The 20,850-nt window shown below is 68.6% G+C and carries 18 protein-coding genes; 16 read left to right on the top strand and 2 right to left on the bottom strand.

Annotation, left to right across the window (positions count from 1 at the left end; genetic code table 11):
• Positions 1-3 precede the first annotated feature (3 nt).
• The 11 genes from ACIRGA_RS10270 (at position 4) to ACIRGA_RS10220 (ending at position 9,147) form a co-directional block, all read left to right on the top strand.
• Positions 4-1,281: an NAD(P)/FAD-dependent oxidoreductase gene (locus ACIRGA_RS10270; RefSeq protein ID WP_400938961.1), complete on the top strand. Its 1,278-nt coding sequence runs from the start codon at positions 4-6 to the stop codon at positions 1,279-1,281.
• A 5-nt stretch (positions 1,282-1,286) separates the two neighbouring features.
• Positions 1,287-2,015 (top strand): DUF1365 domain-containing protein, encoded by a 729-nt coding sequence (locus ACIRGA_RS10265; protein ID WP_400939065.1) that lies wholly within the window; start codon positions 1,287-1,289, stop codon positions 2,013-2,015.
• Entirely contained in the window at positions 2,008-2,616 is a 609-nt protein-coding gene (gene sigK / locus ACIRGA_RS10260) for an ECF RNA polymerase sigma factor SigK (protein WP_125689216.1), read from the top strand. Before ACIRGA_RS10265 ends, sigK begins: the two co-directional genes overlap by 8 nt.
• Positions 2,613-3,383 carry an anti-sigma factor domain-containing protein gene (locus ACIRGA_RS10255; protein WP_400938958.1) on the top strand — a complete coding sequence of 257 codons (771 nt, stop codon included), beginning with the start codon at positions 2,613-2,615 and terminating at the stop codon, positions 3,381-3,383. The genes sigK and ACIRGA_RS10255 overlap by 4 nt, the downstream gene beginning before the upstream one ends.
• Before the next feature lie 261 nt (positions 3,384-3,644).
• A complete protein-coding gene (ftsZ, locus tag ACIRGA_RS10250) occupies positions 3,645-4,967 on the top strand; it encodes a cell division protein FtsZ (protein WP_400938956.1) in 1,323 nt (440 codons plus the stop codon).
• A gap of 76 nt (positions 4,968-5,043) precedes the next feature.
• Positions 5,044-5,751: a peptidoglycan editing factor PgeF gene (gene pgeF, locus ACIRGA_RS10245; RefSeq protein ID WP_400938953.1), complete on the top strand. Its 708-nt coding sequence runs from the start codon at positions 5,044-5,046 to the stop codon at positions 5,749-5,751.
• Positions 5,748-6,479: a YggS family pyridoxal phosphate-dependent enzyme gene (locus ACIRGA_RS10240; protein WP_400938951.1), complete on the top strand. Its 732-nt coding sequence runs from the start codon at positions 5,748-5,750 to the stop codon at positions 6,477-6,479. Before pgeF ends, ACIRGA_RS10240 begins: the two co-directional genes overlap by 4 nt.
• A gap of 82 nt (positions 6,480-6,561) precedes the next feature.
• A complete protein-coding gene (locus tag ACIRGA_RS10235) occupies positions 6,562-7,176 on the top strand; it encodes a cell division protein SepF (RefSeq protein ID WP_400938949.1) in 615 nt (204 codons plus the stop codon).
• Positions 7,177-7,290: 114 nt separating this feature from the next.
• Entirely contained in the window at positions 7,291-7,566 is a 276-nt protein-coding gene (locus tag ACIRGA_RS10230) for a YggT family protein (RefSeq protein WP_005155180.1), read from the top strand.
• Positions 7,567-7,620: 54 nt separating this feature from the next.
• Positions 7,621-8,481 carry a DivIVA domain-containing protein gene (locus ACIRGA_RS10225; protein ID WP_037344910.1) on the top strand — a complete coding sequence of 287 codons (861 nt, stop codon included), beginning with the start codon at positions 7,621-7,623 and terminating at the stop codon, positions 8,479-8,481.
• Between the two features lie 108 nt (positions 8,482-8,589).
• Positions 8,590-9,147, top strand: coding sequence for a hypothetical protein (locus ACIRGA_RS10220; RefSeq protein ID WP_400938946.1), 558 nt, complete (start codon positions 8,590-8,592; stop codon positions 9,145-9,147).
• Here the strand turns inward: ACIRGA_RS10220 and ACIRGA_RS10215 are convergent.
• A complete protein-coding gene (locus tag ACIRGA_RS10215; RefSeq protein ID WP_400938943.1) occupies positions 9,144-10,952 on the bottom strand; it encodes an FUSC family protein in 1,809 nt (602 codons plus the stop codon). The two genes, ACIRGA_RS10220 and ACIRGA_RS10215, sit on opposite strands and share 4 nt — an antisense overlap.
• Before the next feature lie 264 nt (positions 10,953-11,216).
• Between ACIRGA_RS10215 and ACIRGA_RS10210 the strand changes: the two genes are divergently transcribed.
• The gene (locus tag ACIRGA_RS10210) at positions 11,217-12,473 is read left to right on the top strand and encodes a DUF222 domain-containing protein (protein ID WP_400938940.1); all 1,257 of its coding nucleotides are present in this window, start codon (positions 11,217-11,219) and stop codon (positions 12,471-12,473) included.
• 40 nt (positions 12,474-12,513) lie between these two features.
• On the opposite strand, the gene ACIRGA_RS10205 is transcribed toward ACIRGA_RS10210, so the two are convergent.
• Positions 12,514-12,990, bottom strand: coding sequence for a hypothetical protein (locus ACIRGA_RS10205; protein ID WP_400938937.1), 477 nt, complete (start codon positions 12,988-12,990; stop codon positions 12,514-12,516).
• A gap of 557 nt (positions 12,991-13,547) precedes the next feature.
• On the opposite strand from ACIRGA_RS10205, the gene ileS reads away from it, so the two are divergent.
• From ileS to ACIRGA_RS10185, 4 genes are all read left to right on the top strand, one after another.
• Positions 13,548-16,709 (top strand): isoleucine--tRNA ligase, encoded by a 3,162-nt coding sequence (gene ileS / locus ACIRGA_RS10200; protein ID WP_400938935.1) that lies wholly within the window; start codon positions 13,548-13,550, stop codon positions 16,707-16,709.
• A gap of 152 nt (positions 16,710-16,861) precedes the next feature.
• Positions 16,862-18,463 carry a penicillin-binding transpeptidase domain-containing protein gene (locus ACIRGA_RS10195; protein WP_400938933.1) on the top strand — a complete coding sequence of 534 codons (1,602 nt, stop codon included), beginning with the start codon at positions 16,862-16,864 and terminating at the stop codon, positions 18,461-18,463.
• Positions 18,464-18,506: 43 nt separating this feature from the next.
• Positions 18,507-19,190, top strand: a complete 684-nt coding sequence (locus tag ACIRGA_RS10190; RefSeq protein WP_400938931.1) for an ArsR/SmtB family transcription factor — start codon at positions 18,507-18,509, stop codon at positions 19,188-19,190.
• 112 nt (positions 19,191-19,302) lie between these two features.
• Complete coding sequence (locus tag ACIRGA_RS10185; protein WP_400938929.1) at positions 19,303-20,781, top strand: potassium/proton antiporter; 1,479 nt, start codon at positions 19,303-19,305, stop codon at positions 20,779-20,781.
• Positions 20,782-20,850: the final 69 nt, after the last annotated feature.

The raw sequence follows: 20,850 nt of genomic DNA, 5'->3' as shown, positions 1-20,850 counted from the left end.
CGAATGCCTCACGTGCACACCAAGGGTCAACGCATCGGAGTCATCGGCAGCGGCGTGGCCGGCCTCACGGCCGCGTATCTGCTGCAACGCCGCTACGAGGTACTGCTGTTCGAAGCCCACGACAGGCTGGGCGGGCACGCGCACACCCACGACGTCCCCAGCGCGCACGGCGGCACCGTCGGCGTCGACTCCGGGTTCATCGTGCACAACGAGCGTACCTACCCGAACCTGCTCCGCCTGTTCGCCGAACTGGGCGTCGAGACCCGCGACACCGAGATGTCGATGAGCATCCGCTGCGACGGCTGCGGTCTCGAGTACGCCGGGGCGAAGGGACTGAAGGGCCTGTTCGCGCAGCCCCGGAACGCGGCGCGAGGGCGCTACCTGCGGATGCTCGCCGACATCAAACGGTTCCACCGGCACGCGAAGCGCGTCCTCGAAGCGCCTGAGGCCGGAGACGTCACCCTCGGCGCTTTCCTCGCGATCGGCGGGTACACGAAGTACTTCGTCGACCACTTCATGCTCCCGGTCGTCTCGACCGTCTGGTCCGCCGACCGCACGGACACGCTGAAGTACCCCGCGCGGTACCTGTTCGAGTTCCTGCGCAACCACGGGATGCTGTCGGTCGGCGGGTCCCCGAGGTGGCGCACCGTCGCCGGGGGCTCGCGCGAGTACGTCGAGCTGGCCGCCAAGCAGCTGACCGCCGTGCATCTGTCGACGCCGGTCCGCTCGGTCGAGCGCACCGCGCGGGGGATCGAGGTCCGCGACGACGCCGACACGCGGCATCGGCTCGACAAGGTCGTCCTGGCCACGCACGCGGACCAGGCGCTGAAGCTGCTCGCGTCGCCGACCGCGGCCGAACGCGAGGTCCTCGGCGCGTTCCGGTACTCCAGCAACGAGGCATGGCTGCACACCGACACCGGCGTGCTCCCGGCGGCGGAATCGGCGCGGGCCGGCTGGAACTACGCGACCCCGTTCTGCGGTGCCCACCACGGCGCGGTCCAGGTGTCCTACGACATGAACCGCCTGATGCGGCTCGACGAGCCGACCGGCTACGTCGTCACGCTCAACCCGGGCGCCGGCCCCGACGACGGCACGGTGCTGGCGAAGATGACCTACGAACACCCCGTCTACACACCGGAATCCGTCGCCGCCCAGCGCCGTCTGCCCGAGCTGAACGACGACGCGGTCGCCTTCGCCGGCGCGTACCACGGCTGGGGATTCCACGAGGACGGCTGCGCGTCCGGGGTCCGCGCGGCCGAGAACTTCGGGGTGCGCTGGTGACCGTCATGGCCGTGCTCTACGACGCCACGGTGGCGCATGTCCGGCGCAAGGAGCCGCCGATCTCGTTCGCCCACCGGATCTACCTGTGGTTCGTCGACCTCGATGTGCCGCCGAAGCTGCCGTGGTGGCTGCGCCCCTTCGCGCGCTTCGACTCGCGGGACCACTTCGCGCCCGAGGACACCTCCGGCATCCGGTCCAAATTGGACCGCTGGCTCGCGGCGCGCGATGTGGACCTCCGCGGCGGTCGGGTGCTGATGCTGGCCGGCGCGCGGCTGCTCGGCCACAACTTCAACCCGATCACCTTGTACTGGTGCCACCGGCCGGACGGCGAGCTCGAATGCGTCGTCGCCGAGGTCCACAACACCTACGGCGGAAGGCACGCGTACCTCCTGCGGCCAGATGAGGACGGGAAGGCCTTCGCGGACAAGGAGTTCTACGTCTCGCCGTTCCAGTCGATGGATGGCGAGTACCGGATGGAGGTGCCATGGCCGGAGTCGCTGCTCTCGGTCAAGATCGCCCTCCACCAGGACGGGAAGACGCCGCTCACCGCGTCGCTGCGCGGCGTGCGACGTCCGGCCACCGCCAAGTGGCTGGCGCATATGCTGATCACCCGCCCGCTCATGCCGCACCGGGTCTCCGCGCTGATCCGGCGGCACGGGGTCAGACTGTGGTTGAAGAAGGCGCCGATCACCCCTCGGACGGCGCAGACGGCCGGAGGCAGGCTTGATGGATGAATCGGCACGCCCGCGCCGGATGGCGCCCGTTCCCGGCGACGGCGAACCGGCCGGTCCGACGGCCGAGGATCTGCTCGTCCGGGTCGCGAAGGGCGACGAACGGGCCTTCGACGCCTTGTACGACCGGCTCGCCGGTCCGGTACTCGGCCTCGTGCGGCGGATCCTCCGTGACGCCGCGCAGTCCGAAGAGGTCACGCAGGAGGTCATGGTGGAGCTGTGGCGCACGGCCACGCGCTACTCCCCGGAGCGCGGGAGCGCGCTGAACTGGGCCATGACGCTCGCGCACCGCCGTGCCGTCGACCGCGTCCGCTCGGCGCGGGCCAGTTCGGATCGCGAGGTCAAGGCGACCTTCGAGGCCGCCCGTGCCCGGCCCTTCGACGAGGTGGCCGAGGCCGTCGCGGCCCGCTGGGAGCGTTCGCAGGTACGCCGCTGCCTGACCACCCTCACCGAGCTGCAACGGGAATCCGTCCTGCTCGCCTACTACCAGGGCTATACCTATCGCGAGGTCTCCGAGGTGCTGCAGACCCCGCACGGGACCATCAAGACCCGTCTCCGGGACGGCCTGATCAGGCTCCGGGACTGTTTGGGGGTGACGGCATGACCATGCCCGAAATGCACACGCTCACCGGGGCCTACGCCGTCGACGCGCTGTCCGAAGTGGAGCGTGCGCAGTTCCAGCGGCACCTCGCCGAGTGCGCTTCGTGCGCGCAAGAGGTCCTCGAACTGCAGATGACCGCGACCCGGCTCGGTGCCGCGCTGGCCGAAGACCCGCCGCCCGAACTCAAGCGCCGCGTGCTCGCCGAGGCGATGGCGACCAGGCAGCAGCCGCCGAAGACGCGGTTCGAGACGGGGGAGCGCGTCAAGGACCGCCGTCGCGCCCCGCGCTGGGCGATCGCCGCGGTCGCGGCGGCGGTCGTCGGACTGGCGGGCACCGCCGTGTTCGGCGGGATCGCCTACGACAACCATTCGCAGCTGACCGCCGCGCGGGAGCGGTCGGCGGAGTACGCGGCGCGGTACGCGCCCGTCGCCGACGTCCTTTCGGCCGTCGACCTCCGGACCGGGCACGCCGAGACCTCGGCGGGTGGCGGTGGCACCGTGATGATGTCGCGCGCGAAGGACCGGCTGGTGTTCATGGCGGCACAGCTGCCGAAGAACGAGCCGGGCCGGACGTACCAGGCCTGGCTCATGTACCCGGGCGCCGCGCCCAAGCCCGCCGGGCTCATTTCCGGTGGTCAGGACGGTGCGCTGCTGGTCGCCGAAGGGCTCGGCGGTGCCGAGAAGTTCGCGCTCAGCGTCGAACAGGCGGGCGGATCACCGACCGGATCGCCGTCGAAGGACGTCGTCATGGTCATGTCCATGCCCACCTGATGCCCACCTGATCTTCGCTTGTACCAGGCCGCCGTTCGCCGCCGCGACCGGGTCTCGCTCTTGCGCCCGCGAACATGTTGTGGCAAAACACCTTTGCGACACACGGCGTGGCTACTGGATTCGAGCCTGCCTGGTGCATACCGTCCTGCTTCAACGTCGGCAGTTGACATAACTCTCAATCTGAACTTCAGCTCGAGGGTTCGGCACAGGCTCAGCGACCGGCGGGCAGCACGAGCACACACGATCAGGAAGGCGGCTCCGATGACGCCCCCGCACAACTACCTTGCGGTGATCAAGGTCGTCGGTATCGGCGGCGGCGGAGTGAACGCCGTGAACCGCATGATCGAGGTCGGCCTCAAGGGTGTCGAGTTCATCGCGGTGAACACCGACGCGCAGGCACTGCTCATGTCCGATGCCGACGTCAAGCTCGACATCGGCCGGGAACTGACCCGCGGCCTCGGTGCCGGCGCCGCCCCCGAGGTGGGGCAGAAGGCCGCCGAGGACCACCGCGAAGAGATCGAAGAGGTCATCAAGGGCGCCGACATGGTGTTCGTGACCGCGGGTGAGGGCGGTGGCACCGGCACCGGTGGCGCGCCCGTCGTCGCCCAGATCGCCCGCAAGCTCGGCGCGCTGACCATCGGCGTCGTCACCCGCCCGTTCACCTTCGAGGGCAAGCGCCGCAGCAAGCAGGCCGAAGACGGCATCCAGCAGCTGCGCAACGAATGCGACACGCTCATCGTCATCCCGAACGACCGGCTGCTGCAGCTGGGCGACATCGGTGTCTCGCTGATGGACGCCTTCCGTTCGGCCGACGAGGTGCTGCTTTCGGGTGTCCAGGGCATCACCGACCTGATCACCACGCCGGGTCTGATCAATCTGGACTTCGCCGACGTCAAGAGTGTCATGTCCGGCGCGGGCTCCGCGCTGATGGGCATCGGCTCGGCGCGCGGCGAGGGCCGGGCGATCCAGGCCGCGGAGAAGGCGATCAACTCGCCTCTGCTGGAAGCGTCGATGGACGGGGCGCACGGCGCGCTGCTGTCGATCGCGGGCGGGTCCGACCTCGGCCTGTTCGAGATCAACGAAGCCGCGTCGCTGGTGCAGGAGTCCGCGCACCCCGACGCCAACATCATCTTCGGGACGATCATCGACGACTCGCTCGGCGACGAGGTCCGGGTCACCGTGATCGCGGCCGGTTTCGACGCCGGCACCCCGACCCACAAGAAGCTCGACCCCCCGGCGTTCGGCTCCCGCACGAACTCGACCGCGTCCGCTCAGGCAGGCCAGGTCAACGGCGGCGGGGCGACCCCGGTGCAGAGCCCGCCTTCGGGTGCCACGCCGGTGCCGTCGACCGGGTCGAACGGCTACCCGGTCGCGCCGCCGCGCACGCACACGCCGATGCCGTCCTCCCGCAACGAGGGCAACGGCTCGCTGAGCGGCGGGCTCCCGCAGCCCGGCGGCGGTTCGCGCGGCTACTCGCCGATCGGGTCGAACTCGAACCATGGCAGCCTGCCCGGCCGCGCCACCCCGGTGCACGACGACCCGTCGGACGACGAGGTCGACGTTCCCCCGTTCATGCGGCGGTAATTCTCGCCAGTACGTTCCGTGAAGGCCTCCTTGACTACTGTCGAGGGGGCCTTCACTCAGGTCTAGGAGGAAACGCGTGCGGGTACGGCGGATTGTCACGACCAGGGCGGGCGGAGCCTCCCGGCCGCCTTACGACACCTTCAACCTCGGTGATCACGTCGGTGACGACGCGGGCGACGTCTACGCCAACCGCAAGCGTCTCGCCACCGAACTCGGCCTCGCCGAGGACAGGCTGGCTTGGATGGAGCAGGTCCACGGCCGTACCGCCACCGTCGTCGACGGTTCGGAGACCTCCGCCGCCGAAGCGACCGACGCGCTCGTGACGGCCGAGCCCGGCCTCGCGCTCGTGGTGCTCGTCGCCGATTGCGTACCTCTTCTGCTGGCCGAGGCCGAAGCCGGTGTCGTCGCCGCCGTCCACGCGGGCCGCGTCGGCGCGAGGGTCGGCGTCGTCCCCGCCGCGGTCGAGGCGATGCGTTCGCTCGGCGCCGAACCGGCCCGGACCGAAGCGCTGCTCGGCCCCGCGATCTGCGGCGACTGCTACGAAGTCCCCGCCGACATGGCCGCCGACGTCGAAAAGCACGTGCCGGGCAGCGCCTGCAAAACCCGCAAAGGTACGCCGGGGCTCGACCTGCGGGCCGGTCTCTGGCGGCAACTGGCCGACCTCGGCGTCGGCAAGATCGGCGTGGATCCACGCTGTACCAACGAAGACAAGACCCTCTTCAGCTTCCGCCGCGACGGGACCACCGGCCGGATCGCGGGGATCACGTGGCTGGACGCGTCGTGAGTGACGCACGAAAGGCGGAACTCGCCGCGTCCCTCGCCGAAGTGGAAGAGCGGATCGCCGCGGCGTGCCGGGCCGCGGGCCGCGCACGCGACGAGGTCAAGCTGCTCGCGGTCACCAAGACCTTCCCGGCGCTCGACGCCGCGCTGCTCGCCGACCTCGGTGCGCTCGACCTCGCCGAGAACCGTGATCAGGAAGCGGGCGCGAAGGCCGAAGAGGTCGCCGGTCTCCGTCCGGACGCCCGCGTCCGCTGGCATATGGTCGGCAGCCTGCAACGGAACAAGGCCAAATCGGTCGTGCGGTGGGCGGACGAGGTCCAGTCCGTCGACTCCGAGCGGCTCGCCGACGCGCTCGCGAAGGCGACCAGGTCGGCGCTCGATTCCGGGCAACGCGAGCACCCGTTGGACGTCCTCATTCAAGTAAGTCTCGATGACGATCCGAAGCGCGGGGGCATTCGGTTGAGCGAAGTGAGCCATTTGGCGGAGCGGATAGCCCATGTGGGTGATATTCGCCTCCGAGGGCTTATGGCGGTCGCGCCGCTGGGTACAGAGCCCGCGGAGGCGTTCGGGAAACTCGCTCGTGCGTCGGAGCGTCTACGGGAAGAACACCCAAAAGCCCGTGAGATCTCCGCCGGAATGAGCAATGATCTCGAGCAGGCGATCACGCACGGCTCGACCTGTGTGCGTGTCGGAACCGCGTTGCTCGGTGGACGCGGTTTAGCCTCGCCCTAGGGAATACCGTCTCGTCGTTACGGGGAGTGGCGGCGAGGGCGGGGGAGTACGGTGCGGGACGCGGCTAAGGCTAGGGAGAGGCATGAGCGCGCTGCAGAAGCTGAAGGCCTACTTCGGGATGGTGCCCGCGGACGAAGACGGCTATGACGTCGAGGACGACTACCGGCGAGGCTACGCCCCAAAGGAGTACGCCGACGACGAGTACGACTACGACGATGAGCCGCCGGCCCGGTCACGGGGTGGACGTTACCGGGACGCCGATGACACTTATGACGAGCCTGCGCCGCGGCCTCGGTCACGCTCCGTGGCCAGCCCGGAGCCGGCGGTCCACGGGGCACTGGCGATCGATCGACAGCCGGAGCCGGTCGCGCGGCTGCGGCCGGTCACCGAACCGGTCCGTGCCGCGGTACGTGACCCGTTGAGCCGGATCACGACGCTGCACCCGACGAGCTACGCGGAAGCGCGGGCGATCGGGGAGCACTACCGCGAGGGCATCCCGGTGATCATGAACCTCACGGAGATGGAGAACGCGGACGCGAAGCGTCTTGTCGACTTCGCCGCGGGGCTCGCTTTCGCGTTGCGCGGATCGATGGACAAGGTCACCAACAAGGTGTTCCTTCTCTCACCGCCCGATGTGGATGTCACCGCGGAGGACCGTCGGCGGATTGCCGAAGGCGGATTATTCCTGCGCGGCTGATCACCCGGTGACCGCTGAGCGCAGCCGGATGTGATTTTGTCGACTCATCGGCATCTCTGGCCCGTCAACTGCGTCTTTTGACGCGAGGCATGGCAGAGTGGTTACGTGAATGCTGTGTTGCTGGTCGTCTGGTACGTGCTGTTCGCCTTCTGGCTCCTGCTGACGGCACGGATCGTCGTCGAGCTCGTGCGTGCTTTCGCTCGCGAGTGGCGTCCTGCCGGAGGGGTTGCGGTAACGCTCGAGACCATCTACACAGTGACCGACCCACCGGTTCGTCTGTTCAGACGAATCATCCCGACCGTACGAATCGGCGGCGTCGGACTGGACTTATCGATTATGGTGCTGCTGTTGGTTGTGTTCTTCGCGATGCAGCTGGCAACGCCAGGGTGATTTTCGGGGAAGCCCCGGTGGACCTGCAGGCCATGGAGTGCGTGAGGTGATCTGATGTCGTTGACCCCCGCTGACGTGCATAACGTCGCGTTCAGCAAGCCGCCCATTGGCAAAAGGGGCTACAACGAGGACGAGGTGGACGCGTTCCTCGACCTGGTGGAGACCGAGCTTGCCCGGTTGATCGAGGACAACAACGAGCTGCGGCAGCAGGTCGAGCAGCTCGACAACGAGCTCGAGACCACCCGTGGTGAGCTCGAGAACGCCAAGGCCGGCGCCGTCGGCCCGCCGCCGCAGGTACGCGACGAGCCGTCGCGCCGCCTGGCGCCGGTGCCACCGCCGCAGTCGGCGATGGAGCAGACCCAGGCCCACTCGATGGTGCCGGACAACGGGGAGCCCAACGTCCAGGCCGCGAAGGTGCTCGGGCTGGCGCAGGAGATGGCCGACCGGCTCACCGCCGAGGCCAAGACCGAGTCGGACGGCATGCTCGCCGAAGCCCGGACCAAGTCCGAGCAGCTGCTGTCGGACGCGCGGTCCAAGTCGGACTCGATGGTGAACGAGGCGCGTACGCGTGCCGAGACCATGCTGAACGACGCGCGAACCCGTGCCGAAACCTTGGAGCGCCAGGCGCGCGACAAGGCGACGACCATGGAGCGCGAAGCTCAGCGCAAGTACACCGAGACCATGAACAACATGAACGCGGAGAAGGGCTCGCTGGGCAAGAAGATCGAAGAGCTGCGCACGATCGAGCGGGAGTACCGCACGAGGCTGCGCGGATTCCTCGAGTCCCAGCTGCGTGAGCTCGACGACCGTGGTTCGGCCGCTCCCGCCTCGGCGTCCTCGTCGAACTCGGGGCAGTCGTCGTCCTCCGGTAGCGGACAGGGTTACTCGTTCGGTCCCCGGGCCGAAGCGGGCTGATCTCTGCCCCGTTTGTTTCCACCCGGTTTGTTTCTACACAGTGGAACGGCCTCGGCACTCTCCGGAGGGTCGGGGCCGTTCCGCTGTGCGCTCGTGTTGTAATTCACCGTGCTCTTCATCGTCCTGGTACTGGTACTGGCGGCTCTGGGGCTGCTCGTCGCGGCGCTCATCACCGCGAACTCCCTGTGGGCCTGGATCTCCATCGGCCTCTCCGTCGTCGCGGGGTTGCTGCTCCTCTTCGACCTGTTGCGCCGCCGGAAGAAGCGCGAGGCCGAGGCCCCCGCTGAGGAAGCGGCGGACGACTCGGCCGACGACGACGAACCCGCCGCGGATGAGGAAAAGAAACCCGAGGACGCCGAGCAGACCGTCTTGATGCCCGCCGCAGGTGAGCTGAGCGACGCCGAGGACACTCCTGAGCCTCAGCAAAGCGGCGACCCCGGCGAGGAGGAAAGCGATCCCGAGGATGTGGCGGTCGTCTCCGAACTCGAGATCGAGGTCGTCGTCGTCGACGAGTACCCGCGCTATCACGTGACTTCGTGCGAGTGGCTCGAAGCCCGGGACACGATCCCGCTCGGCATCGGCGAGGCGCGGCAGCTCGGGTTCACCCCGTGCGCGCTGTGCGCGCCTGACGCCGAGATCGCCGCGAAGCACCGCGAGAACGCTTAGAGCTTCTGGGCCGCTTCGCCGACGGTCACCACGTCGGCGGCGATCGTGTCGAGAACCAGGCGCTGTTCCTCGTCCGCGTCGCGTGGCACGGGGATCTCCGCGGCTTCTTCCGTGCCGAGCGTGCGCGCCGCCTCGTCGACGGCGTCCGCCGCTCCGGCCGATCCCGGCCGCAGTAAGAGCGACGACGCCGTGACGGACAGACCGCGCAAGGCTTCGGCCGCGTTCTCCAGCGCGTCCCGCTGGCCGGGCGCGGGTTCCTTGGTGCCCGGCTCCGCGGCTCGCAGACCGTGGTGCGCGACGGCGGCCGCACGGAACTCGCGGCCGAGCGTTCGCGGGTCGACGTCCTCGCCGCGCAGTTTCCGTGCCACCGAGCCGAGTAGCGTGCGGGTGGCGATGACGGCGCTCTCGAACCGTTCCGCCGGGCCGGGTTTCGGCACGCCGGGGATCGCGGCGAAACCGAACAGCAGGGCGATGGCGCCGGCGAGGACCATCAGAAGCAGGTACTCGACGAGTACGTAACGCGGGTCGAGATGTCTGGTGGTCGCGTTCATGCCGACCGACATCAAGACCATGCAGCCGTTGAAGATCGCTGGTCGCGTCTGCATGAACGAGAACCCGCCGAGTAGCGCGACGAGCCCGATCGGCAGCAGAAACCCTTGCGGCAGAAGCCAAAGAACCAGAGTGAGCACGACGGCGCCGCCGAGTGAGCCGCCGATCCGCTGCCAGGCCTTGCCGAGGCTGTCCCGCCATTCCGGCTGCATGATGGCGAAAGTGCCGAGCAGGAACGAAACGGTGAGCGGGTCACCGGGCCGGAAACTGGCCACCACCAGCGCCAGCCCGACGCCGAGCCCGCAGCGGAGCGCGTGCCGGAACTGCGCCGACTGCCAGGAAAACGCGCCGCTCAGCTCGATCCGGCGAAGTTCCCTGCGGAGTCCTTTCGGAACGTCCACAAGCGACTCGTCGCGTTCGGTCGCGGCAGCTCGGATGGTTTCGAGAGCTTCCCAGGCCGCGGTGACGAGCCTCGCCGTGGCGCCGGGCAGGCCGCCGGGTTCCTTGCTTCGCACCGGTTCCACCTCGCTCGGCGCTGTGGGGCTTCGGACGGCTTCAGCCAGCCTGGCGGCTTCTTCCTTGGCGGCGGCGAGCGTTTCGCCGATTTCTTCGCTGTTGAGCCGCTTTCGGCGAATCTCCAGCAACCCGGTGGCCGCCCGATACCGGAACATGCCGCCGAGGACGCCGCCGGTCCAACGACGGGGCCGGTCGGCGAGCCAAAGCCTCGCCGCGCGCTCCTGCGTTTCGGACGAACCCGCCGCGAGCGCGTCGGCCAGCGCCTCACGGGTCGGTTTGGCGGGATCCTTCGCGCCCATCGACACCCGCAACAGGATCACGACCCCCACCGCGAGCGCGGGCGCGCCCAGGATCTGCCCGGCCGACGCCGTCCCCGTCAGCTGGAAGCCGTACCCGAACAGCGATGCCATCCCGAGCCCCAGCCCGACCGTCACGAATCGCGCCCCGAGCACGGGCAACAGCCCGGCGACGACCACGATCGCCACCAGCAGCCCGATCGCCGCCCACTGCGACACCGCGCCCAGCAACCGCGGCACCCCGACCGCGAGGATCAGCGCGGGCGCGAACCACGCCAGCAACCGCAGATCCGCCCAAAGCGGCCCGCCCACCACCGCCATGAGACAGAACAGTGCGGTGAGGGCTGCCAGGACGGCCGCGTTGCCCAGCCCCACGAGGAACCCGAGCCCGCTGACGCCGCCGAGGACCACCAGCAGGACGATGAGGAGTCCGGGCCCTTTCATGGGGCCCCGTAGATCGACATACCCGTCAACCTAGAGGCGGTGGCAGGGACGGCAACTCGGGGGCGTGTCCGGTGGCTGCGGTCCGGGTTGGATCAGGAGCGTTTGCGGCCGAGTGCATGAAGGCATGGGTTACAAGAAGTCGATTGCTACTAACCTGCTTCGCGTTCTTCAGCCGCTTCGATGCTTTCTCTGCATGTGCATTTCGGGAGATGTAGTCTGAATATGCTATAGTACAGGTGTTCGACGCGGCGTAGCGTTGATCCCGTGGCCAGCGACAACACCTCCCCGACGACACGCACCGAGTGGTGGCGTGTCGACACGGCCACGCTGCATGCCCGTAAACAGGAACTGGAAGTCCTGAAACGTCAACTGGATGCGGAGCAGAACGCGATCCTCGCGGAAATCAATTCCCGCGGCGTGCGCGGCTGTTCGGGGCATGCGACGTTGACGGGGCTGATTCTTGAGGACTTCCTGGTGTCGGACAAGGAAGCCAGTGCCCGCGCCGACCGGGTGCTGGCCCTGCATCCTGGTCCGTCCCTCGGTGGGGATCCCGAACCACCCTTGGCGCCGTTGACGGCTGTGGCTGCGGCGGAGGGTGCGATCGGCGGTGGCCAGATCGACGCGATCATCACGACGCTCGCGCGGATTCCGTCGACCGTGCCGGACGAGAAGGTGCGGGGCGGGGAGAAAATCCTGGTCGAGCTGGCTCGTCGTGCGGGGCCGAAGCAGATCGCCCGTGCCGGACGCCGCCTGCTGGACAAACTCGACCCCGACGGGAAAGAACCCCGCAACGAGGATCCGAAAGAGACCCGGCCGGAGCTGCGGTTCGTGAAGCACCGCGACGGCACCTTGGGTCTCAAAGCGAGGCTCGATCTGGAAACCTACGCTCGGTTGAAGTCCGACCTGGATCCGATGGCCAAACCCCACAAGGCCATCGACGGGGTGCGGGACTCCCGTACTCAGGATGAGCGCTTCGGGGATGCTTTCACCGACTATGTGCGGTTGAAGACCACCAGCCGTAATCTTCCCGGCCAGGCGGGTGAGGCGACGCACATCCTCATCACCATGTCCTACGACGACCTCGTCAACGACATCGGCGAAGCCCACCTGGACCTGGTGGGGCCGATCAGTGCCACCGATGCGAGGATCCTCGCCTGCGACGCCCGCGTGCGGCCCGGGGTCCTCGGCACCGCGGGCGAACCGTTGGACATCGGCCGATCCAAACGGACCGTGTCGCTGGCACAGAAGTACGCGTTGACCATCCGCGACGGTGGTTGCGCGTTCCCGGGCTGTGACATGCCGGTGCCTCGTTGCACCGCCCATCACATTGTTTTTTGGCGGCACCACGGTGAAACGAAGATCGACAACCTCGTGCTGCTGTGCACCCGGCACCACAGGCTCATCCACCGCAGTGAATGGAAAGTCCGGATCGCCCAAGACGGGCTACCGGAATTCACCCCGCCCGCCTACCTCGACCCGACCGGGACACCGAGGCGCAACACCATGCACCTCAGGACATAGGCCGACCCACGCCCGTATAACGACCTACACGCCCTCGCTCTCAGAAAGCTGCGGGGTGGACTTGTCGCGCCGTGTTCCATGGGACGCACTCGAGCGCGACAAGATCAGTGAAGGCGAGGACCGATTCGTCGAGCCGTTGGAAGATCAGCCCGCCTTCGTGCGTCTCCTCCAGTTCACCCGCGACCAGTGCCAGCGGTCGTGCTCCGATCCGGAAATGAACCTCGGCCAGGAAATGCCGCTCGTGGAAGACGGCGACGTGCTCGACCGGACCGGTGGGCAACTCGGGAAAGGATCTCCAGCGATAGATCCCGTTCCAATGGCCGTCGGACGCTATGTCCGACGATCGGCCGTGGAGGCCGAAGCCGTCGTCGTCCTGATAGGTGCCGATCTCCAGCGCGCTGCCGTTGTCCAGCCAAGCCTGAAACCAGTGCAGCTGGAGGCAGGGAACGTCGGGTCGGCGAATTGCGGGCCGGTTCCCGCCACGTCTTCCCGCAGGGCCATCTCCACGCCGGTCCACCTGTCGACCCGCTTGCCGTGCAGCGCGGTGAAGGTCCGTGTCTGTCCGGCCAGCCAGTCGTCTCGCGTCATGTCCGCAGTATCGCCAAAACCGTCGACCCCTCACAGCACATTGCCGCCGGTTCCGAGGACGCAAGCCTGGGCCGAATCCCTCGGCGGGACGACGGGCTCGTCGATGAGCCCTCCGCCACGCGCCATCTCTCGGAGCTCCGCGACTATCCCCACGGCGGAGGTGCCGGAGCAGGCCCACGAACGATAAGCCCACCCCGGACAACCCGGTTGCCCCCGCGCGCTACCCTTGAATCAACTGGCACCGATCCGGCCATCACCGGGGAGCCTCCGGAAGAACAGGGTCCGCGTCTCAGCAGAACGGGCCCTCAGTAGAACCGGACGGGTACGGCCCGTCACAGCCGTCGAATGAGCGGCCCAGCCGGAACACCACCGGCCGGGCAAGCGGGGTGGTACCGCGGAACGCGCCGGAGACGGCCGTCTCGTCCCCGTGTGGGCGCGAGCCCGTACACGAGAGACGAGCAGTGTCGGATCTGAGGAGCACCGAAGATGTATCCCAAGGCACAAGTGGACGGCGAGACCGGCGTCCCGTCCCAGCCTTCGTTCCCCGAGTCGGAAAAGCGCGTCCTCGCGTACTGGGAATCCGATCGGACCTTCCAGGCTTCGATCGACGCCCGTGACCCCGGCGTCAACGGATCGAACGAGTACGTCTTCTACGACGGCCCGCCGTTCGCCAACGGTCTTCCGCACTACGGTCACCTGCTCACCGGGTACGTGAAGGATCTGGTGCCGCGTTACCAGACCATGAAGGGCAAGCGCGTCGAGCGCCGCTTCGGCTGGGACACCCACGGTCTGCCGGCCGAACTCGAGGCCATGCGCCAGCTCGGGATCACCGAGAAGTCCGAGATCGACGCGATGGGCATCGACGTCTTCAACGAGGCCTGCCGCGAGTCCGTGCTGCGCTACACCGGCGAATGGCAGGACTACGTCACCCGCCAGGCCCGCTGGGTCGACTTCGAGAACGACTACAAGACGCTCGACCTGTCCTACATGGAGTCGGTCATCTGGGCGTTCAAGCAGCTGTGGGACAAGGGCCTGGTCTACGAGGGCTACCGCGTCCTGCCCTACTGCTGGCGCGACGAAACCCCGCTGTCCAACCACGAGCTGCGCATGGACGACGACGTCTACGCCAGCCGTCAGGACCCGGCCGTCACGGTCGGTTTCCGCTTGGAGGGCAACGACAACGAGCTCGACGGCACCTATCTGCTGATCTGGACCACGACCCCGTGGACGCTGCCGTCGAACCTCGCGACCGCCGTCCACCCCGACGTGCGGTACGTCGTCGTGGAAAGCGACGGCAAGCGGTTCCTGCTCGCCGAGGCGCGCGTCGCCTCGTATGCCCGCGAGCTCGGTGAGGAGCCGACCGTCGTCGGGCACTACACCGGGACCGAGCTGCTCGGAACCCGTTACGCCCCACCGTTCCCGTACTTCGCCGGACACGAGAACGCGCACCGCGTGCTGTCCGCGGACTACGTCACCACCGAGGACGGCACCGGTGTCGTCCACATCGCGCCCGCCTACGGTGAAGAGGACAAGGTCGTCACCGACGCGGCGGGCATCGTCCCGGTCACCCCGGTGGACGCGCAGGGCAAGTTCGACGCGACCGTCTCCGACTACGAGGGCCAGCAGGTCTTCGACGCCAACCCGAACATCATCAAGGATCTCAAGAACGGCACCGGTTCCGCCGGCCGTCAGGGCGCGGTGCTGCTGCGTCACGAGACCTACGAACACCCGTACCCGCACTGCTGGCGCTGCCGGAACCCGCTGATCTACCGCGCCGTCTCGTCGTGGTTCGTCGCGGTGACCGAGTTCAAGGACCGGATGATCGAGCTGAACCAGCAGATCACCTGGTACCCGGAGAACGTCAAGGACGGCCAGTTCGGCAAGTGGCTGGAGAACGCCCGCGACTGGTCGGTCTCCCGCAACCGGTACTTCGGCACGCCGATCCCGGTGTGGCAGTCGGACGACCCGGCGTACCCGCGCACGGACGTCTACGGTTCGCTCGACGAGCTCGAGCGCGACTTCGGCGTGCGGCTGGAGAACCTGCACCGGCCGTTCATCGACGAGCTGACCCGGCCCAACCCGGACGACCCGACCGGGAAGTCCACCATGCGCCGGATCGAGGACGTGTTCGACGTCTGGTTCGACTCGGGGTCGATGCCGTACGCGCAGGTGCACTACCCGTTCGAGAACACCGAATGGTTCGAGCACCACTACCCGGGCGACTTCATCGTCGAGTACATCGGGCAGACCCGCGGCTGGTTCTACCTGCTGCACGTGCTGGCGACCGCGCTGTTCGACCGGCCGGCGTTCCGCACCTGCGTCTCGCACGGGATCGTGCTCGGCTCGGACGGCCAGAAGATGTCCAAGTCGCTGCGCAACTACCCGGACGTCAACGAGGTCTTCGACCGTGACGGCTCCGACGCGATGCGCTGGTATCTGATGGCGAGCCCGATCCTGCGCGGCGGGAACCTGGTCGTCACCGACAAGGGCATCCGCGACGCCGTCCGCCAGGCCGTGCTGCCGCTGTGGAACTCGTACTACTTCCTCGCGCTCTACGCGAACGCCGAGGGCGTGGAAGGCCAGTGGCGCACGGATTCGAAGCACATTCTCGACCGGTACGTCCTGGCGAAGACACACGAGCTGGTGACCGACGTCGAGCACGCGCTCGACACCTACGACGTCGCCGGTGCGTGCTCGACGGTCCGTGACTTCCTCGAGGTGCTGACGAACTGGTACGTGCGCCGGTCGCGCGACCGCTTCTGGGCGGGCGAGCAGGACGCGATCGACACCCTGCACACCGTGCTGGAGGTGACCTCGCGGGTGGTGGCGCCGCTGCTGCCGCTGACCACGGAGGTCGTCTGGCGCGGGCTGACCGGCGGCCGTTCGGTGCACCTGACCGACTGGCCGAACGCACTCGATCTGCCCGCCGACGCGGCGCTGGTGACGGCGATGGACCGGGTGCGTCAGGTGGCGTCTTCGGCGCTTTCGCTGCGGAAGTCGAACAAGCTGCGGGTGCGGCTGCCGCTGGCCAAGCTGGTCGTCGCCGCGCACGAGGCCGACTCGCTGCGCGACTTCACCGACATCCTGCGCGACGAGGTCAACGTCAAATCCGTCGAGCTGACCGCGGATGTCGCCGCGCACGGCGGTTTCGAGGTCGCGGTGAACGCCCGCGCCGCCGGGCCGCGGCTGGGCAAGGACGTCCAGACGGTGATCAAGGCCGTCAAGGCCGGTGAGTGGACGACGTCCGAGAGCGGTGCCGTCGTGGCGGCCGGGATCGAGCTCGTCGAAGGCGAGTACGAGCGGCGTCTGGTCGCGAAGGGCGGCGGCGCGGCGGCGGAACTGCCCGGCGGTGCCGGGCTGGTGCTGCTCGACACCGAGGTGACCGACGAACTGGCGGCCGAGGGCCTGGCCCGTGACCTCGTCCGGGTCGTGCAGCAGGCCCGGCGTGACGCCGGGCTCGACGTCGCCGACCGGATCGCGCTGACGGTCGACGCGCCGGAAGACGTGGTCACGGCCGCGAAGACGCACGAGGAGTTCATCGCTTCGGAGACGCTGGCGACTTCGGTGGCCTACGGCGCCGTCGCCGATGGCTCGGCCGGGACGGTCGGCGAGGGCACGAAGGTGACCGTGGCGGTCACCAAGGCCTGACCCTCGCGAGCGCGGGTCCCGGCCACCGGGATCACGAAAAGGATTCGGAACAGCCGCTTTCTCACCGCGCGGCAGCCTTGCGCGGGCGAAATCGGCAGGCTGGCGCCCGGGGGCGCGCGCGAGGGGCCGCGCCGTAGGGGGAGAGCGAAACCATGAGTCCTGCCCGGAAAAGAGGGATCCTGATCGGCGCCGCGCTGGCGGTGGTCGCCATCGTGGTGGCGGCGGTGGTGCTGCTGGTCAAGGAGGACCGGGCGCCCGCGGCCTCCGGAGGCGGTCCGGGGGGATCGACCGAGAGCGCGCAGGACAGCCCGGCGCAGGTGGCCGCCCGGTTCCTGCGGCTGTTCGACATGGGTGACCTGACCACCGCCCCGGTCGACGATCCGGCGGCCGCCACGACCGCCCTGACAGGCACGCGAAACACGCTCAACGGGGCGTCGGTCAGGACGTCGCTCGGCGAGGTCCCGACGACGCCGGGCAACGCGACCTCGACGTCGGCCACCTTCCACGTCGCGTGGACCTTCGCGGGCAACAGTGTCTGGAAGTACGAAGGCAAGCTGGACCTCGTGCGCAACGCCGGGAAATGGGTGGTCCGCTGGGCGATGTCGGTGATCCACCCGAAGCTCGAAGCCGGGCAGCGGCTTTCCGTCGCGCCCGTTTCGGCCAAGCCGGTCGTGGCCGACCGCGACGGCAAGGCGCTTGTCGGCGGGGACGCGGCGGGCGTCGCGCCGATCCTGCAGGGAGCGTTGGCCAAGGTCGCCTCCGGGCAGAACAGCGGCACCGGGACGACCGTCACCGTGTCGCGCGTCGACGTCGCGGGCAAACCGGTCGAGACGCTCTTCGGGGAGGCCGCCGAGACCGACAAACCGCTGGTTTCGACTTTGAGCGTCGCGTCGCAGAACGCCGCGCAGAAGGCAGTCGACGGCTTCGGCGGATCGGCGATCATCGTCGCGATGAAGACCTCGGGCGAACTCCTGGCGGTCGCGCAGAACAGCGCCGCCGGGAACCAGCCGAAGGCGCTCAGCGGCCTCTACGCGCCGGGTTCGGCCTTCAAGATCGCCACGGCGACCGCGGCGTTGCAGCAGGGCGGAGTCTCCGCCGACTCGCAGGTGGCGTGTCCGGGCAGTGAGCAGATCGGGACCCGCACGCTCAAGAACGACAACGGGTTCGATCTGGGCACCGTTTCGCTGAAGACGGCGTTCGCCGCGTCGTGCAACACCACCTTCGGGCGGCTCGCCGGGCAACTGCCCGCGGACGGGCTCGCGAAGGCCGCGAGCCAGCTCGGCCTCAACGCCGACTTCGAGGTCCCGGGACTGTCGACGGAGACCGGGAAGGTGGAGCCGTCGAGCAGCGGTGACGAGCAGGTCGAGGCCGGGATCGGGCAGGGCAGGGTGCAGGTCAGCCCGCTGGGCGCGGCGCTCATGGCCGCGACGGTCGCCACGGGGAAGCCGGTGGTGCCGAAGCTGTGGCAGGGGCTGGAGACCAAGGTCAACGCCGGTTACCAGGCTCCGCCCGCCGGGGTGCTGAACCAGGTCCGCGCGATGATGCGCGAGGTCTGCACGACGGGGACCGCGAAAGCGCTGAAGGGCAGCGGGGCCGTCTTCGGTAAAACCGGCACGGCGCAGTTCGGTTCGGGGGCGGACGCCAACGGCTGGTTCGTCGGCTATCGCGGTGACGTCGCTTTCGCCGTCATGCTCGAAGGTTCCAACGACTCCAAGCCCGCGGTCCAGCTGGCGGCGAAGTTCCTGGCAGGCTGATGCTTCGGCGGTCGCCGAACCGTCGGTCTTCTACGGTGAAGGCATGGAAACGATCGCACTGGCCGAGGTCGCGGCCGTGCTCGCCGATCCGAGCCGCGCGTCGATGTGCCTCGCGCTGCTCGACGGGCGCGCCTGGACGGTGACCGAGCTGGCGGGCGCGGCCGACGTGGCCGCGTCGACGGCGAGCGAGCACGTGACGAAGCTGACCGACGCCGGGTTCGTCGTGCGGGTGAAACAGGGGAGGCACAGTTACGTTCGGATAGCCGACCCCCGGGTGGCGGAGCTGATCGAGCATTTGGCGCAGCACGCCGAACACCGGCCGGTGAAGGGATTGCGGTCTTCGGTGCGGGTGAAGCGGCTCGAGTTCGCCAGGACCTGCTACGACCACCTCGCCGGGACGGTCGGGGTCGCGCTGCGGGACGGGATGCTCGCCACCGGGCTGATCGACGACGCCGGCGGGCTGACGCTGACCGGTCGCGGGCGCGAGGTGCTCGACGCGCTCGGGGTGGAGATCGACGGCGGCCGCCGCCCGATGCTGCGTGACTGTCTGGATTGGACAGTGCGGCGTGATCATCTGGCGGGCCGGGCCGCCGCGGCGTTACTGTCTCACGGAGTGAGTGCCGGCTGGTTGTCCCGTGAGGGCAACCGCGCGGTGAAAGTCCTGCCCGCGGCGGAAAAGCCGTTCGCGGAACTCGGTGTCGACCTGGTGTCCCTGCGCAGTCCGTAATGGACAGTCTGTAACACAGGTTATCCGGACGGCTTTCTACCGGTACACGAACGTGTGACGATCACCGCCTCACTATTCTGGAGCCCTCACGGCGACCGGAACGGGAGGCGACATGGAGCAGCTCCCGCTCATCCTCGGCACCGGTGGTGCGGTGCTCCTCGTCGCCGTGATCGCCGTCCGGGTGTCGATCCGGGTCGGCCTTCCTTCGCTGCTGTTGTACCTGGGGATGGGGGTCCTGCTCGGCGAAGCCGGGTTCGGCATCCAGTACGACAACCCCGAGCTCACCCAGTCGCTCGGCCTCGCCGCGCTGGTGATGATCCTGTCCGAAGGCGGTCTCACCACTCGGTGGACCACCGTGAAACCCTCGCTGGGCATCGGAATCGCACTGTCCACAGTGGCCGTCGCGGTGAGTATCGCGGTCACCGGCGCGGCTTTGCACTGGCTGCTGGGCCTGGACTGGCGGATGGCGTTGCTGTGGGGCGCGGTACTCGCCTCGACCGACGCCGCCGCGGTCTTCTCGGTGCTGAGATCGGCGGGGATCGGGAAGCGGCTCGTCGGCGCGCTGGAGATCGAGTCGGGAATCAACGACGCCCCGGCGTACATCGCCGTCGTCGTCCTCGCCGAGGGCACGACCATCGACTGGTCGCTGCCGCTGCTGGTGGTCTACGAACTCGCCGCCGGGCTCCTGATCGGGCTCGCTTTCGGCTGGGGCGGGGCGTTCGCGCTGCGCCGGGCGGCGCTTCCCGCCACCGGTCTGTACCCGCTGGCCACGGTCGCGGTGTGCGTCGTGGCGTACTCGAGCGGCCAGCTCGCGCACGCGTCCGGACTGCTCGCCACCTACGTCGCGGCCCTGGTGCTGGGCAACTCGAAACTGCCGCACCGGTCGGACACGCTGTCCTTCGCCGAAGGCCTCGGTTGGCTCGCGCAGATCGGCCTGTTCGTGCTGCTCGGCCTGTTCGCCTCGCCGGGCAGGATCTTCGAGAGCCTGGTCCAGGGCCTGGTCGCGGGCGCGGTCGTGCTGTTGCTCGCCCGTCCGCTGTCGGTGCTGCTGTCGGCGCTGCCGTTCAAGATCCCCTGGCGAGAACAGGTGTTCCTGTCCTGGGCCGGGTTGCGCGGGGCGGTCCCGATCGTGCTCGCGCTGATCCCGCTGTCGTCCGGGGTTCCCGGCGCGCAGGAGCTGGTCGACGCGGTGTTCGTGCTGGTCATCGTGCTGACGCTGCTCCAGGGGGCGACGTTGACCCCGCTCGCCCGAGTGCTCGGGCTGGCCCAGCACGCCGAGGCGCACGAGATCGACGTCGACTCCGCGCCGCTCGACGAGATGGGCGCGGAACTCCTGCAGGTCCGGATCAACACCGGGTCGAAGATGCACGGCGTCTACCTGGCCGAACTGCGGCTGCCGGTGGGGGCGACGATCAGCCTCCTTGTCCGCGACGGCGCCGGCTTCACGCCGAACAAGAACACCCGGCTTCAGGAACGCGACCAGTTACTCGTCGTGACCACCGCCGAAGTCCGTGACGCCGCCGAGCGACGCCTGCGGGCCGTCGACCGCGCGGGCCGCCTCGCCAGGTGGAAGGGCGAATCCGGCCAGTAGGTCACGAGCAGGCACCAGCTGTTCGTCGGTTGATCTCAGAAAATTCTTCCCTTTCGTACTCCTTTTGGA

The organism is Amycolatopsis sp. NPDC102389, from assembly GCF_044765885.1.
In the GTDB taxonomy this organism is placed as follows: Bacteria; Actinomycetota; Actinomycetes; order Mycobacteriales; family Pseudonocardiaceae; genus Amycolatopsis.
The sequence above is the reverse complement of the archived record's forward strand: the minus strand, read 5'-3'. Positions and strand labels throughout refer to the sequence as shown.

Bases quoted from the DNA above. Each gene is read 5' to 3' on its own strand.
- ACIRGA_RS10265 (WP_400939065.1), top strand. From the start codon at position 1,287: ATGGCCGTGCTCTACGACGCCACGGTGGCGCATGTCCGGCGCAAGGAG.
- ACIRGA_RS10270 (WP_400938961.1), top strand. From the start codon at position 4: ATGCCTCACGTGCACACCAAGGGTCAACGCATCGGAGTCATCGGCAGC.
- ACIRGA_RS10195 (WP_400938933.1), top strand. From the start codon at position 16,862: ATGAGTCCTGCCCGGAAAAGAGGGATCCTGATCGGCGCCGCGCTGGCG.
- ileS (WP_400938935.1), top strand. From the start codon at position 13,548: ATGTATCCCAAGGCACAAGTGGACGGCGAGACCGGCGTCCCGTCCCAG.
- ACIRGA_RS10225 (WP_037344910.1), top strand. From the start codon at position 7,621: ATGTCGTTGACCCCCGCTGACGTGCATAACGTCGCGTTCAGCAAGCCG.
- ftsZ (WP_400938956.1), top strand. From the start codon at position 3,645: ATGACGCCCCCGCACAACTACCTTGCGGTGATCAAGGTCGTCGGTATC.
- ACIRGA_RS10235 (WP_400938949.1), top strand. From the start codon at position 6,562: ATGAGCGCGCTGCAGAAGCTGAAGGCCTACTTCGGGATGGTGCCCGCG.
- sigK (WP_125689216.1), top strand. From the start codon at position 2,008: ATGGATGAATCGGCACGCCCGCGCCGGATGGCGCCCGTTCCCGGCGAC.
- ACIRGA_RS10215 (WP_400938943.1), bottom strand. From the start codon at position 10,952: ATGAAAGGGCCCGGACTCCTCATCGTCCTGCTGGTGGTCCTCGGCGGC.
- ACIRGA_RS10190 (WP_400938931.1), top strand. From the start codon at position 18,507: ATGGAAACGATCGCACTGGCCGAGGTCGCGGCCGTGCTCGCCGATCCG.
- ACIRGA_RS10185 (WP_400938929.1), top strand. From the start codon at position 19,303: ATGGAGCAGCTCCCGCTCATCCTCGGCACCGGTGGTGCGGTGCTCCTC.
- ACIRGA_RS10255 (WP_400938958.1), top strand. From the start codon at position 2,613: ATGACCATGCCCGAAATGCACACGCTCACCGGGGCCTACGCCGTCGAC.